General features: G+C 39.0%; 15 protein-coding genes. 10 read left to right on the top strand and 5 right to left on the bottom strand.

Translation table 11 applies throughout. The annotated features are described in order from the left end of the window. Nucleotides 1-6: 6 nt before the first annotated feature. The 10 genes from E6C50_RS10545 (at nt 7) to E6C50_RS10500 (ending at nt 9,669) form a co-directional block, all read left to right on the top strand. Nucleotides 7-1,083: an LptF/LptG family permease gene (locus E6C50_RS10545; protein WP_136403202.1), complete on the top strand. Its 1,077-nt coding sequence runs from the start codon at nt 7-9 to the stop codon at nt 1,081-1,083. Then, nucleotides 1,070-1,960, top strand: coding sequence for a DMT family transporter (locus E6C50_RS10540; protein WP_136403201.1), 891 nt, complete (start codon nt 1,070-1,072; stop codon nt 1,958-1,960). Before E6C50_RS10545 ends, E6C50_RS10540 begins: the two co-directional genes overlap by 14 nt. A 71-nt stretch (nt 1,961-2,031) precedes the next feature. After that, on the top strand, nt 2,032-2,985 hold the full coding sequence (locus tag E6C50_RS10535) for an acetyl-CoA carboxylase carboxyltransferase subunit alpha (RefSeq protein WP_136403200.1): 954 nt from the start codon (nt 2,032-2,034) through the stop codon (nt 2,983-2,985). Between the two features lie 143 nt (nt 2,986-3,128). Then, nucleotides 3,129-4,673, top strand: coding sequence for a replicative DNA helicase (gene dnaB / locus E6C50_RS10530; protein ID WP_136403199.1), 1,545 nt, complete (start codon nt 3,129-3,131; stop codon nt 4,671-4,673). Nucleotides 4,674-4,758: 85 nt separating this feature from the next. Continuing rightward, on the top strand, nt 4,759-6,024 hold the full coding sequence (locus tag E6C50_RS10525; protein ID WP_136403198.1) for an asparagine synthetase B: 1,266 nt from the start codon (nt 4,759-4,761) through the stop codon (nt 6,022-6,024). 234 nt (nt 6,025-6,258) lie between these two features. After that, entirely contained in the window at nt 6,259-6,588 is a 330-nt protein-coding gene (locus E6C50_RS10520; RefSeq protein WP_136403197.1) for a hypothetical protein, read from the top strand. 11 nt (nt 6,589-6,599) lie between these two features. Further along, a complete protein-coding gene (locus tag E6C50_RS10515; protein ID WP_136403196.1) occupies nt 6,600-7,235 on the top strand; it encodes a hypothetical protein in 636 nt (211 codons plus the stop codon). Then, nucleotides 7,228-8,025 (top strand): sensor histidine kinase, encoded by a 798-nt coding sequence (locus tag E6C50_RS10510; protein ID WP_136403195.1) that lies wholly within the window; start codon nt 7,228-7,230, stop codon nt 8,023-8,025. Before E6C50_RS10515 ends, E6C50_RS10510 begins: the two co-directional genes overlap by 8 nt. 5 nt (nt 8,026-8,030) lie before the next feature. Continuing rightward, the gene (locus E6C50_RS10505) at nt 8,031-8,705 is read left to right on the top strand and encodes a response regulator transcription factor (protein ID WP_136403194.1); all 675 of its coding nucleotides are present in this window, start codon (nt 8,031-8,033) and stop codon (nt 8,703-8,705) included. A 52-nt stretch (nt 8,706-8,757) separates the two neighbouring features. Continuing rightward, on the top strand, nt 8,758-9,669 hold the full coding sequence (locus E6C50_RS10500) for a glutaminase (protein ID WP_136403193.1): 912 nt from the start codon (nt 8,758-8,760) through the stop codon (nt 9,667-9,669). A gap of 9 nt (nt 9,670-9,678) precedes the next feature. Here the strand turns inward: E6C50_RS10500 and rlmF are convergent, their stop codons facing one another. From rlmF to thrS, 5 genes are all read right to left on the bottom strand, one after another. Next, nucleotides 9,679-10,653: a 23S rRNA (adenine(1618)-N(6))-methyltransferase RlmF gene (gene rlmF, locus E6C50_RS10495; RefSeq protein WP_136403192.1), complete on the bottom strand. Its 975-nt coding sequence runs from the start codon at nt 10,651-10,653 to the stop codon at nt 9,679-9,681. Between the two features lie 132 nt (nt 10,654-10,785). Continuing rightward, nucleotides 10,786-11,130, bottom strand: a complete 345-nt coding sequence (rplT, locus tag E6C50_RS10490) for a 50S ribosomal protein L20 (protein WP_136403191.1) — start codon at nt 11,128-11,130, stop codon at nt 10,786-10,788. Nucleotides 11,131-11,237: 107 nt separating this feature from the next. Continuing rightward, nucleotides 11,238-11,435: a 50S ribosomal protein L35 gene (gene rpmI, locus E6C50_RS10485; protein ID WP_136403190.1), complete on the bottom strand. Its 198-nt coding sequence runs from the start codon at nt 11,433-11,435 to the stop codon at nt 11,238-11,240. A gap of 121 nt (nt 11,436-11,556) precedes the next feature. Beyond that, a complete protein-coding gene (gene infC / locus E6C50_RS10480; RefSeq protein WP_136403189.1) occupies nt 11,557-12,108 on the bottom strand; it encodes a translation initiation factor IF-3 in 552 nt (183 codons plus the stop codon). Nucleotides 12,109-12,137: 29 nt separating this feature from the next. Then, nucleotides 12,138-14,084: a threonine--tRNA ligase gene (thrS, locus tag E6C50_RS10475; RefSeq protein WP_136403188.1), complete on the bottom strand. Its 1,947-nt coding sequence runs from the start codon at nt 14,082-14,084 to the stop codon at nt 12,138-12,140. Nucleotides 14,085-14,626: the final 542 nt, after the last annotated feature.

Raw genomic sequence — 14,626 nt, 5'->3', positions numbered from 1 at the left:
ACCCGGATGAAAATAATTGACAAATATATTTTAAAACGTTATCTGGTAACATTTTCGGTAATGTTATTGATGTTTATCCCGATCGGGATTGTAATCGACGTTTCCGAAAAGATCAATAAAATGCTGGCGAACAAAGTTCCGCTAACAGCGATTTTAAAATACTATTACGACTTTACAATATATTTTGCCAACCTGCTTTTTCCGATATTCCTGTTTTTATCGGTAATTTGGTTTACCTCCAAATTAGCCAATAATACTGAAATTATAGCCATTTTAAGTTCCGGAATTTCGTTTAGCCGCTTTTTGCGACCCTATATTATCGGAGCAACTCTTGTATCGTTGTTTTCGCTCGTAATGGGCTTCTTTCTGGTGCCTAAAGCCAGTCAGGGGTTTAATGATTTTCGGTATAATTATCTCTCGAATAATCCTACCGTCAGGGAAAATCAGGACGTTTACCGGCAGATCAGTAAAGATGAATTTATCTACGTGAGTAATTTTAATTACGAATCGAAGATGGCTTTTAATTTTACTTACGAAAAATTCAAAGGGGATCAGTTGGAATATAAAATTAATGCCAGTCGGATTAAATGGAACCCGAAAGATAGTACGTATACCTTGTATAATTACTCCAAGCGAATTATAGGGGAATTGGATGATAAATTGATAAAATACGACCAGAGAAAAATGAAAATGGAATTTGATCTGGAAGATCTTACGCCGGTAGTATATGTGGCCGAAACCATGAATCTGGGCGAATTAAACCGCTTTATCGAAAAAGAAAAACAACGGGGTTCACCCAATATCAACACCTATCTGGTGGTGAAATATAAAAAATACAGTATCCCGGTTTCAGCTTTTATCCTGACGATCATTGCCGTTTCCGTTTCTTCTATGAAGCGAAGAGGCGGAATGGGAGTAAATCTGGCATTGGGTATTGCCATTGCCTTTACCTTTATTTTCTTCGATAAGATTTTTGCGACACTGGCCGAAAAATCCAGTGTGCATCCATTGATTGCTGTCTGGTTTTCCAATGTGGTGTTTGGTATCTTAGCTATTTATCTCCTCAGAAATGCCAAACGATAATAATATTAAAAGTTATCTGCATCTCCATTTAATTGTTTTTATCTGGGGATTCACAGCTATTTTAGGCGGACTGATTTCATTGGATGCATTACCATTGGTGTGGTATCGTATGATGATCGCTTTGCTGCTGCTTTTCCTGTTTCTGTTGGTTCGTAAAAGACCTATCGGAGCTTCAGGAAAAATATTGGCGGGTTTTCTGCTCGGCGGACTTGTGATTGCTTTGCATTGGCTTACGTTTTTTATGGCGATTAAAGTATCTAATATCTCTGTAACACTTGCCTGTTTGTCTACAGGTGCCTTTTTTGCCTCCTTTCTGGAACCGATCTTCTACGGTCGGAAAATGATCTGGTACGAGGTGTTGTTCGGTCTTATCGTAATTGTGGGACTGGGAATTATCTTTAATGTGGAAGGTGATCATATAGAAGGAATTGTTCTGGCACTGACATCCGCTTTTTTATCGGCATTATTTTCGGTGATCAACGGAAAATTTGCCCAGAAACACGAAGCTTCCGTGATTACATTTTATGAATTGTTAGGCGGTGTTGGTTTTTTAACCCTCTATATGTTGTTTAGCGGTTATTTTACACCATCGTTTTTTGAATTGTCACTATCCGATTGCATCTGGCTTTTGGTGTTGGGATCGATTTGTACGGCTTATGCCTTCCTGGCTTCGGTAAAAGTAATGAAATACCTGAGCCCGTATACCGTGATGCTAACCATTAATCTGGAGCCGATTTACGGGATAATCCTGGCGGTTCTGGTCTTTCAGGATAAAGAAAAAATGAGCCCGTCGTTTTATGTCGGAGCGGCTATAATCCTGCTTACGGTAATCCTCAATGGCATAGCCAAGAACTATAAAAAAATAAAAACAAATTAATAAATTGTTACTACAATATAAAATGATAATTTATCTTTGTAGGCAAACTAAACCCAAAAAGGTATAAAAAAATGGAATATTTAGATTTTGAACTTCCTATTAAAGAACTTGAAGATCAACTGGATAAATGCCAGATCATCGGCCTTGAATCGGATGTTGACGTATCAAATACTTGCAAGCAAATCGAGAAAAAATTAGAAGAAACCAAAAGGAATATCTATAAAAATCTAACGGCATGGCAACGCGTTCAGTTGTCCAGACATCCAAGCAGACCTTATACTATGGATCATGTTAGAGCCCTTTGTGGGGACACTTTTCTGGAACTTTTCGGTGACAGAGGAGTAAAAGACGATAAAGCAATGATCGGTGGTTTGGGTAAAATCGGTGGTCAGTCGTTTATGATTGTCGGACAACAAAAAGGATACAATACCAAAACAAGACAATACCGTAATTTCGGTATGGCCAATCCGGAAGGCTATCGTAAAGCGCTTCGTTTGATGAAAATGGCGGAGAAGTTCGGAATTCCTGTGGTTACTTTAGTGGATACTCCGGGGGCTTATCCTGGATTGGAAGCGGAAGAAAGAGGACAAGGGGAAGCTATTGCCAGAAATATTTTCGAAATGATCCGTCTTAAAGTGCCTATCATCACAGTTATCGTTGGTGAAGGAGCTTCCGGTGGAGCTTTGGGAATTGGTGTGGGTGATAAAGTATACATGTTGGAAAATACCTGGTACTCGGTTATCTCTCCGGAATCCTGTTCGTCTATCCTATGGAGAAGTTGGGAATACAAAGAGCAGGCGGCCGAAGCTTTAAAACTGACATCGTATGATATGAAAAAACAAAAACTTATCGACGATATTATCCCGGAACCGCTTGGCGGCGCACATTACGACCGTGATACAACTTTCAAAACCGTTGAACAATATATCATGAAAGGATATAATGAGTTAAAAGACTTATCAACAGAAGAATTGATTGCACAGCGTATGGATAAATACAGCAAAATGGGTGAGTTCAAAGAATAAATTCAATTACTTACAAATACAATCATCCGAAGTCTTACAACTTCGGATTTTTTTTTGACTTATTAACATTTTTGGATGGTTATGAACATCCAATTGCTCACAATTCAAATTCGTATTACCTAAAAAATGGCTACCTTAGCAGTATGGAAAACCTCAAAAATATAAACCCTATTCGTGTAGATAAAACTACCATCATTAATCTGGAAAAAGGAAAGTTGCCGCCTCAGGCATTAGACCTGGAAGAAGCGGTTTTGGGCGCGATGATGATCGATAAAAAAGGTGTGGACGAGGTTATTGATATCTTACAACCCGATGCTTTTTATAAAGACGCGCACAAGTATATTTTCGAAGCCATCGTGGAACTTTTTAACGACACCCAACCGATTGACTTATTAACGGTATCGGCGCAGTTAAAGAAAAATGGAAAACTCGAATTGTCCGGTGGAGATTTCTACCTGATTCAGTTAACCCAGAAAATTTCATCTTCGGCACACATTGAGTTTCACTCGCGTATTATTCTGCAAAAATACATCCAGCGAAGTCTGATTAAAATCTCAAATGAGATTATCGAAGAAAGTTACGACGAAACGACCGATGTATTCGATTTATTGGATAAAGCCGAGTCCAAACTGTATGAAGTTACACAGGGAAATATCAAACGTAGTTCCGAAACGGCGCAGAGTTTGGTAATTCAGGCAAAAAAAAGAATCGAGGAAATCTCAAACAAAGAAGGATTGAGTGGAATCCCGACCGGATTTCATGATCTGGATAAATTAACATCCGGTTGGCAGCCTTCGGATTTGATCATTATTGCGGCACGTCCGGGTATGGGTAAAACAGCTTTCGTACTTTCGATGGCTCGTAATATGGCTATCGATGCCGGTGCACCTGTAGCTTTATTTTCCCTGGAGATGTCATCCGTACAGTTGATCACCCGTTTGATCTCGTCCGAAACCGGTTTGTCTTCCGAAAAACTGCGTACCGGTAAACTTGAAAAGCACGAATGGGAACAGCTTTCCATCAAGGTAAAAGACCTCGAAAAAGCACCCTTATATATCGACGATACCCCGTCACTTTCCATTTTCGACCTTCGCGCCAAGGCTAGACGTCTGGCTTCACAATATGGAATCAAAATGATCGTTATCGATTACCTTCAGTTAATGACAGCCGGAGGTGGTGGTAAAGGAGGCGGAAACAGAGAGCAGGAGATTTCGACGATTTCCCGAAACTTAAAAGCCCTTGCAAAAGAGTTAAATGTACCCGTAATTGCCCTGTCGCAGTTATCGCGTGCCGTGGAAACCCGAGGAGCCAGTAAACGACCGTTACTTTCCGACTTAAGGGAGTCCGGAGCGATTGAGCAGGATGCCGATATCGTATCGTTTATTTACCGACCGGAATATTATAAAATTGACGAATGGGACGACGAAGAGCGTTCACCAACGCAAGGTCAGGCCGAATTTATCGTAGCAAAACACCGTAACGGTGGATTGGATAATATCCGTCTGAAATTTATCGGAAATCTCGGTAAATTCGACAACCTGGACGACTTTAGTTCGCCTTTCGACGAATTGCCTTCCCGTATGAATATGGATGATGCGGCGTTTATCACCAAAAACCTGCCATCGGCCAACGAAGCGTTTGGTAGTAATATGAATAATTTCGACGACGACAGCGATGTGCCGTTCTAAAAATACTATAAGGTCTGCTACGGCAGGCCTTTTTTTATGCCTTTTTGTTTTTGAAATAGTTTATCTTTGAAAATAAAAAACAGGAATGTGTCTTCGAAATATCCTATATAGCATCGTACTAATGTTGGTTTCCTTGTCGGCAAAAGCGGCTTTTATTTTATTGCCGATGGAAGCTGAAGGACAGCAAAATCATCTGAAAGCCTACGGAATTACCTATTGGGCATTGGACAAACAGTATAAAGTGAGTTGGTTGCTCAACTATCGCGGCGGTTCGTTTTTGTTGCCGGATGCGTCGGAAATCCGAAAAGAATGCCAGATCCGAGGGGTTACTTTTGAAGTGCTTTCCGATGGACAAACCAATGGAATTTTAGAAGATATCAGTTCGCCTTCTCAGAATATGGAAACCGTGGTACTCGAAAAAGCACCCAAAATAGCCGTGTATACGCCCAAAGGAAAACAGCCCTGGGACGATGCCGTGACTTTGGTGCTAACCTATGCCGAGATTCCGTTTACCGCCATTTATGACGAAGAAGTATTAAGCGATGCTTTGTTGTTATACGATTGGTTGCACTTACACCACGAAGACTTTACCGGACAATACGGTAAGTTTTTTGGAGCCTATCGCAATGCGCCCTGGTATATCGAACAGAAAAGAGAAGCCGAAGCATTGGCTAAAAAACTCGGTTTCAGTAAAGTTTCACAGGAAAAGCTCGCCGTAGCCAATAAAATCCGCGATTTTGTGATTGGTGGTGGTTTTATGTTTGCGATGTGTTCGGCGACGGATAGTTTTGATATCGCTTTGGCTGCCGAAGGTGTGGATATTTGCGAACCAATGTTTGACGGTGACGATAGTGACGCGAATTATCAATCGCGAATCGATTATAATAAAAGTTTTGCCTTTAAAGATTTTATTCTGGAGAGAAATCCGATGGTTTATGAATTTTCGGATATCGATATGTCGCGCAAACGAAAAGTACTACCGGATAACGATTATTTTTCACTGATGGAATATTCGGCCAAATGGGATCCGATTCCAAGTATGTTATGCCAGAATCATACCCAGTTGATCAAAGGTTTTATGGGGCAAACAACTGCTTTCGATAGCGAGCGAATCAAATCGAGTGTATTGGTGATGGGTGAAAATAAAGCCAATGGTGAAGCGCGTTACATTCATGGAACCAGAGGAAAAGGAATGTTTACATTCTACGGCGGTCATGATCCGGAAGATTATGAACACCGTGTAGGAGATGCGCCTACGGTTTTGGATTTACATCCGAATTCTCCGGGTTATCGCCTGATTTTAAATAATGTATTATTTCCGGCGGCCCGAAAGAAAAAATTAAAAACCTAGTTTTTGATATTTCCGCTTTTAGTGAATAACGCTATAAAGTCTTCCAAGTTAGGAAGGCTTTTTTTTGTGCAATTTGTATAACATTTTTTTCTTAAATGTTTTAAAATTTACTATTCATTTATGATTTGATTACTTTTGTATAACAAAGTGTGATAAATTGCGATTATTTTTAACGGAATCATTGAAAATAAAAATTAATAGTATTATTTTTACACAGAACTTAATCACTAGTATATGGCTAAAAATACAATTACTTTGGACACTGCTCAGGAGTGGGCCGAGAGATGGAAGAAAAAAAAAGGTGACTATGTAGGGCACCATAAATTAAAGGCATTTTTAATCCCGGGAATTGACGTTACGCAGGTAATGAGCGAATGTGGCGTTACCAATGTCAGAGCCTATTTGGGAGTCGATGAAGATCATGTGGAAAAACTGATGATCGTGGGAGTCGATGCCGACGGTAATGATATGATCGATGAAAGCAAAGGTTTTTATATCTATGATTTTTCAGAGCCTTGCCCAAGTACGTGTAATAAAAAAGCTCCCTTTATTAGTGGAGAATAAAAACGCTGCTTTTGATTAATTATATCATTTATTTAGGGTATCTGTTTTCGGGAATCAATCTGCTGTTGTATTTGAAAAATTACCGAAAAGAAGAAAAAGCCTATAAAATAGTTACCCTTTATTTGCTGGTTATCGCGATAATCCAGTTTTTTACCAGCCTGCTTAAAAACAATGGAATCCATAATTTGTTCCTGTCGCATTTTTATTTTATTCTGCAAATGGTGTTTTTAAGTTTTTTTTATCTGGAAATTCTGGAAATGAAAATGCAAAGACGAATCGTACGAACCTGTTTAATGACGTGTTTATGCGTTCTCGGAATACAATATCTGACCGACAAAGAGCTGTTTTTTCGTTTTAATCTGTTCGAAATTTTTATCACGTCATATTTGATCATTATTTATTCGATGTTTCATTTTTATAACCTGTTGAATACCGAAAAGCGCTATTACTATATCAATACCGGTATATTGGTGTATTTGTTCGGAAGTACGGTGTTGTTTCTTTCCGGGAATCTGATCAATACATTACAACTCGAATCCCGAAATGTGGTCTGGTTGTTAAATGCGATCCTTGTGGTGATTTACCAGCTGTTTATCTTTATCGAATGGCGTAAGCGTTCCCTGAAAAAAAACGAAGACTATGAATAATCTCAATCCAAAAGATATGGAAATCATCAGTGCGGTAATCTATACCTTTATCGCGTTTGTCCTGATGATTATCGCCGTATTGTTTTTTGTGTATTATTCCCGGAAAAAAATCATACAGAAGGAACTCGAAAAGAAAGATCTTGAAATTGATTACCAGAAAAAACTATTGCAGGCTACCATTTTGACACAGGAAAAGGAACGGGAGCGGATTGCACAGGATTTGCACGACGATATCAGTTCCAAATTAAATATTATTACGTTAAATAGTCATTTGCTAACGTCTGCTGATTTATCGTCCGCCGAGATTCAGGAAATAACCGGAAATATTATTACCACTACCGGTGTCGTATTGGAAAGTTCCCGTACGATAGCCCATAATTTATTACCACCAATATTAGACAAATTCGGATTACATGCGGCCATCGACGAACTTTGTCAACAAAGTAGTAGTGGCCCTATACAAATTGAATATAGTAACGATGCAAAACAACGGACTTTTGATACCATACCGGTCGAACAGCATTTGCATATTTTTAGAATTTTACAAGAATTGATTAACAATTCGCTGCGGCATGGAAAAGCAACCCGTATTATAATTGTTTTTACTAAAGATAACAACGGTTGTTATTGCAGCTATACAGATAATGGTAGCGGTTTTGATACCAAGAATACTAAAAAACTGGCCGGATTGGGAATGAAAAACATTGAAAGCCGGGTCGCAATGTTAGAAGGAAAACTACGCATAGAAAGCGAAATTAATAAGGGAATTCATGTCACAATAAATTTTTAGCACCTATGATCAAAATTATTCTAGTCGACGATGAAGCCTTATTCCGAAAAGGAATAGCTTTTATCCTGCAACGGGAAAAAAACTTCGAAATACTTTTTGAAGCTTCCAATGGCGGGGAACTGATTGATTACCTGAATCTGAACGAGCAACGTTTGCCCGATATTATTTTGATGGATCTTAAAATGCCGATGGTTAACGGTGTCGAAGCGACCAAATTCATTCATCGCCGGTATCCGCAAATCAAAATTATCGCACTTACCAGTTATGATTCCAAACCGTTTATCGCGAATATGGTTCAGGTTGGAGCAGCATCTTATTTGGTGAAAAATGCGTCGCCAATGGAAATGTTGTTTACTATTAATGAGGTGATGGATAAAGGTTTTTATTATAACGATTTTGTCATGCAGGTGGTTAATGAGAATTTGATTCTTGAACAGAAAAAATCCAAAACCAATCTGGACGAGGATTATCTGACGAATCGCGAAATTGAAATCCTGCGGCTCATTTGTGGTCAGATGAATACCAACGAGATCGCCGAAAAATTGTTTATCAGTCCAAGAACGGTTGAAGGGCATCGCAACAATCTGTTGTTGAAGACGGATTCTAAAAATGTGGCCGGATTAGTCGTTTATGCGATTCAAAACAAGATTGTCAGCCTCGATAGTTTGTCGTTTCAATAACGACTGTTTCTCCGAAAAAAGCATATTTTTGTCGTTCAATTAAAGCGAACGCATGAATTATACTGCTATTCTTCAGGAGATATACCAACAAATAAAGCGATTACCGGTAACCGGAACTGTTACGGAAACCATTCCCGAACTGGCTACAATTGACCCTAATAAGTTCGGAATGCACCTGACAACGCTCAATGGTGATGATTTTGGTATTGGGAATAGTGACGAAAAATTCTCCATTCAGAGTATTTCCAAAACACTAACGGTTGCGATGGCATTTTCGCTTTTGGGCGAACGGATGTGGGAACGGGTAGGAGTAGAACCTTCCGGGAATCCGTTTAATTCGCTTGTTCAGTTGGAATACGAAAAAGGAATGCCACGCAATCCGTTTATTAATGCAGGAGCGATTGTAGTAGCCGATATGCTGGTGTCGCAATTAAAAGATCCTAAAAAAGAATTTCTGGATTTTGTCCGGATGTTGTCCGGAAGTCCTCAAATTGACTTTAACCGTAGTGTCGCGGAATCGGAAAAACAAACCGGTTTCCGAAATGTGGCTTTAGCCAATTTTATCAAATCGTTCGGGAATATCGAAAATGATGTGGACACTGTTCTGGATTTTTACTTTTTCCAGTGCTCTATCGAAATGAGTTGTAAAGAACTGGCGCATGCTTTTTTCTTTTTTGCCAATGGCGGAATCACGAAAAGTGGTCGGCAGGTACTCACACAAAGTCAGGCGAAACGATTAAATGCTTTGATGCAGATGTGTGGCTTTTATGACGAATCCGGGGAATTTACCTATAAAGTGGGATTACCCGGCAAAAGCGGAATCGGTGGCGGTATTGCGGCTTTATATCCTAAGAATTTTACCGTGACAACCTGGAGTCCGCGATTAAATGAAAAAGGAAACTCAGAATTGGGAATGAATGCACTTGAGTTACTCACAACCAAAACCGGGATGTCTATATTTTAAAATTGGTTTTTAGCGCTGTTTCGAACCACTGAACCGATCGTTACTCCAGTTTTTTTGTCGGTTTTCATCCTGAAACGACCAAACTAAAATACGACTTACTTTATTTCCCTGTTCCATAACAACGGTTTTTACGGTTACAGCTTTGACTTTCTTTAAAACGGAATACAGCGCTTTTAGGTTTTCATTTTTGGAAACCAAGGTCGAAAACCAAAGACATTGCGATTGGAAGTGTACGCTTTCGTAAATCATGTTCGTAATAAAAGCGCGTTCACCACCTTCACACCATAATTCGTTATTTTGTCCACCAAAGTTTAGCACAGGTTTTCCTGCATTGGTTTTTCCAAGGTTTTTGAGTTTTCGTTCGGTTCCTTTAGTAGCGGCTTCTCTCGAATCGTGGAACGGTGGATTACAAATGGTAAAATCGAATTGCTCCGATTGGCCAATGATATTTTTAAAGACCTGGCGCTTGTTTGTTTGTAAGCGAACGCTGATCTCATTTTTTAAACTCGGATTTTTTAAAACGATCGTTTCGGCTGTGTTCTTCGCCGGTTTGTCTACTTCTGTCCCAATAAAAGACCATCCATATTCCTGATGACCAATGATCGGATAAATACAACTGGCACCGGTTCCGATATCCAAAATGCGAACTGTATTACCGGTTGGGATTTTCCCGGAATTGCTTTCGGCCAAAATATCCGCGATATAATGAATATAATCGGCACGTCCCGGAATAGGAGGGCAAAGATTGGTTTTGGGAAGTTCCCAGTAATCGATCGCGTAATACGCTTTTAAAAGGCTTTTATTAAGCGTTCTAACGGCATCGGGATTCGCAAAATCAATACTCGTATCACCAAAAGGGGTAGTGGTGGTATAGGCTTCCAGTTCCGGATAGACAGAAATCAGGAAATCAAAATCGTAACGACTGTTGTGTTGGTTACGCGGATGTAAGGTTTTGGCAGTGCCGGAAGAAATATCTTTTTTCATTTGAATACAATAGGCGACAAAGGTAGTACAATTATAAAGAAACCGAAATGTTTCTGTCGTTCCTAAAAACAAAAAACCCATTCTTGCGAATGGGCTTTGTAATAAGTAAGATAAATATGTTTAACAAACGTTTTATTTAATTTTAGTTACGATAGCTGCGAAAGCTTCTGGGTGGTTCATTGCTAAATCGGCAAGAACTTTACGGTTCAATTCGATGTTGTTAGCTTTGATTTTACCCATGAATTGAGAATAACTCATTCCGTGTAAACGTGCACCAGCGTTAATACGCATAATCCATAATGCACGGAAATTTCTCTTTTTTTGCTTTCTTCCACGGTAAGCATATTGCATTGCTTTTTCTACCGCGTTTTTCGCTACTGTCCAAACGTTTTTACGTCTTCCAAAGAATCCTTTGGCTTGCTTCAATACTCTTTTTCTTCTAGCTCTTGAAGCAACTGAATTTACTGATCTTGGCATAATTCTAAATTGTTTTTGTAGCAGGCGACCTTTTTCAGGTTCTTGACGAATACTGTGATTCTGTGCACTACTCCAGGGTTATTAAATTGTTGTAACCGAAAGAACGATTAGATAATTCGTAATTGTTCTTTTACACTCTTCACGTCAGATGGGTGAACCAAAGCCGCGTGAGTTAAAGCTAATTTACGCTTTTTCGATTTTTTAGTCAAAATGTGACTTTTAAAAGCGTGCTTTCTCTTGATTTTTCCAGAGCCAGTAACTTTAAAACGTTTCTTAGCACTAGATTTAGTTTTCATTTTAGGCATTTTCTTCCTAGGTATTAGATTTATCTTACTTATTATTTTGATTACAATCTGAAAAAACAAACTGCAATACTATATCAGGGACTCTAAAAGCCCGTTGATTAAAATGGTAAAAAGAACTAGCTTATTGCTTTTTCTTTTTAGGTGCAATGAACATAATCATACGCTTACCTTCAAGTACCGGAAGTGCTTCCACTTTTCCGAATTCTTCAAGATCCTGAGCAAGACGTAATAATAAAATCTGTCCTTGCTCTTTATAGATGATCGAACGGCCTTTGAAAAATACGAATGCTTTTAATTTCGATCCTTCTTTCAGGAATTTTTCAGCATTCTTTTTCTTGAACTCATAATCGTGTTCATCTGTCTGAGGTCCAAAGCGAATCTCTTTTACAACAATTTGCGAAGATTTTGCTTTTAGCATTTTATCCCGCTTCTTTTGTTCGTAAAGAAACTTTTTGTAATCCATTATTTTACAAACCGGAGGAGCGGCATTGGGAGAGATTTCAACCAAATCCAATTCTTGCTCTTCTGCCATTTGTAAGGCCAACGATGTTTTGTAAACACCTGGCTCAATGTTCTCTCCTACAAGGCGAACCTCAGGAACACGGATAGCATTGTTTGTTCTGTGCGGATCCTTTTTTTCTACTCTGGGCTGAAAGCCCCTGTTGTTTCTAATTGCTATGGCTCTAAAAATTTAAGTTAAACTTAGAATGATTTTAATGTCTTATTAATTTCTTCTTGTACTAAAGAAGCAAATTGTTCAATTGTCATGGTCTGATTTGATTTTCCGGAATCGCCGTGACGACGTACCGAAATCGTACCGTTCTTTTCTTCTTCTTCTCCAACAATCAGCATAAACGGTAATTTCTGAACTTCAGCTTCCCGGATTTTCTTACCAATCGTTTCGTTACGATTATCAATTAGGGCGCGAATTTCGTGATTTTCTAGCAAATCTAAAACTTTTTTGGCATAATTTTCGTATTTCTCGCTCAAAGACAGGATTATAGCCTGCTCCGGCATCAACCAAAGTGGGAAATTTCCTCCAGTATGTTCCAGTAATATCGCGATAAAACGCTCCATTGAACCAAATGGTGCACGGTGAATCATTACCGGGCGATGTAGCTCATTATCAGAACCTTTGTAGGTCAAATCGAAACGTTCCGGTAGGTTGTAATCCACCTGAATGGTTCCTAATTGCCAGCTTCTTCCCAATGCGTCTTTTACCATAAAGTCCAGTTTCGGGCCGTAGAAGGCTGCTTCGCCGTATTCTACTGTCGTATTGAGTCCTTTTTCTTTGGCTGCATTGATAATCGCATTCTCGGCTTTATCCCAATTCGCATCCGATCCGATATATTTTTCCGGTTTTTCCGGATCACGTAATGAAATCTGAGCGGTAAAGTTTTCAAAACCTAAAGATCCAAATACATAAAGTACCAGGTCAATTACGTTTTTAAACTCAGCATCCAATTGTTCCGGTGTACAGAAAATGTGTGCGTCATCCTGAGTAAATCCACGAACACGGGTTAACCCATGTAATTCACCACTTTGTTCGTAACGGTATACGGTTCCGAATTCAGCATAACGCTTCGGAAGGTCTTTATAACTCCACGGTTTTGCATTATAGATTTCACAGTGGTGCGGACAGTTCATCGGTTTTAATAAAAATTCCTCGCCTTCAGCCGGTGTATGGATCGGTTGGAAACTGTCGGCTCCATATTTAGCATAGTGTCCGGAAGTCACATAAAGTTCTTTTTGTCCGATATGTGGTGAAACAACTTGTTCGTATCCGGCTTTTTTCTGCGCTTTTTTAAGGAATTGCTCCAAACGATCGCGTAAAGCAGCTCCTTTTGGTAACCATAATGGAAGACCTTGTCCTACTCGTTGGGAGAAATGGAATAATTCCAATTCTTTTCCAAGTTTTCTGTGGTCGCGGCGTTTGGCTTCTTCCAGTAATTCCAAATAGTCGGTTAGATCTTTTTGTTTTGGGAATGAAATACCGTATACACGGGTTAACTGTTTGTTTTTTTCATCACCTCTCCAATACGCTCCGGCTACCGATAATATTTTCATGGCTTTGATGATTCCGGTATTTGGAATATGACCACCACGACATAAGTCAGTAAAAGTAGCATGATCACAAAAAGTAATCGTTCCGTCTTCCAGGTTCTCGATTAATTCTGTTTTATACGGATTGTTTTCTTTTGCGTAAAATTCCAATGCTTCGGCTTTTGTAGCGGAACGCATTTTGAATTCGTGTTTTTCTTTTGATATAGCAAGAACTCGGTCTTCAATGGCTTTAAAGTCGGCATCGGTAATTCTTTGATCGCCAAAATCGACGTCATAGTAAAAACCATTGTCAATAGCCGGGCCAATTGTTAGTTTAACACCCGGATACATTTCCTGTAAAGCTTGTGCCATTACGTGTGAGGTGGAATGCCAGAAAGCTTTTTTTCCTTCTTTATCATTCCAGGTATACAATACAAGAGCACCGTCCGTGGTTAATTCGGTCGTGGTTTCAACTGTTGTACCATTAAAAGAAGCCGAAATAACATTTCGGGCCAATCCTTCACTAATGCTTTTGGCAACATCCATCGGAGTCACACCTTGTGCAAACTCCTTTACCGAACCATCGGGTAATGTAATCTTTATCATATATTAAATTTATAAAGCGCAAATATAAAAGTTTAGAGAAATACATACAATATATATAGGTAGTATAATTCAAATATTTTACATTGATTTAAATCGGGCTTTTTTGATGATATTTTCATTCGACAAGTTTTTAGAATCTAAAAACTACTGAAATTATCCTATATATAGGTATGATTCTGCTAATTTCGGATGAGCTGACAGTTTTTTGTAACGGGTCAGGTCTTGTTTTTGAGTAATAAAAAAGGCAAAAACGCCAGTAAAACCGTGTAATCACGCCAAAGGCGCCAAATAAAGCTAAAAAAAGTGGTATTGTTACGTCTTTGTAATGAGGTTGTTAAGAAAAAGATTTAAAAAAAGGTTTGATAAAGTTTGCGAAACCGGAAAAAGGTTCTAGTTTTGCAGCCGCAATAAGGGAGTTCATTGAATGTAGAGTACGGCAGATTGGAAATGACTAAGGTTAGAAAAAAAGTCAAAAAAGATTTGCGAGAAATAAAAAAGTGATTTACCTTTGCCACCCGCAAAACAGGGAAGTTCTTAAGGGT

The organism is Flavobacterium supellecticarium (assembly GCF_004801375.1).
GTDB lineage: Bacteria > Bacteroidota > Bacteroidia > Flavobacteriales > Flavobacteriaceae > Flavobacterium > Flavobacterium supellecticarium.
This window is presented reverse-complemented; position numbering and strand designations above follow the sequence as displayed.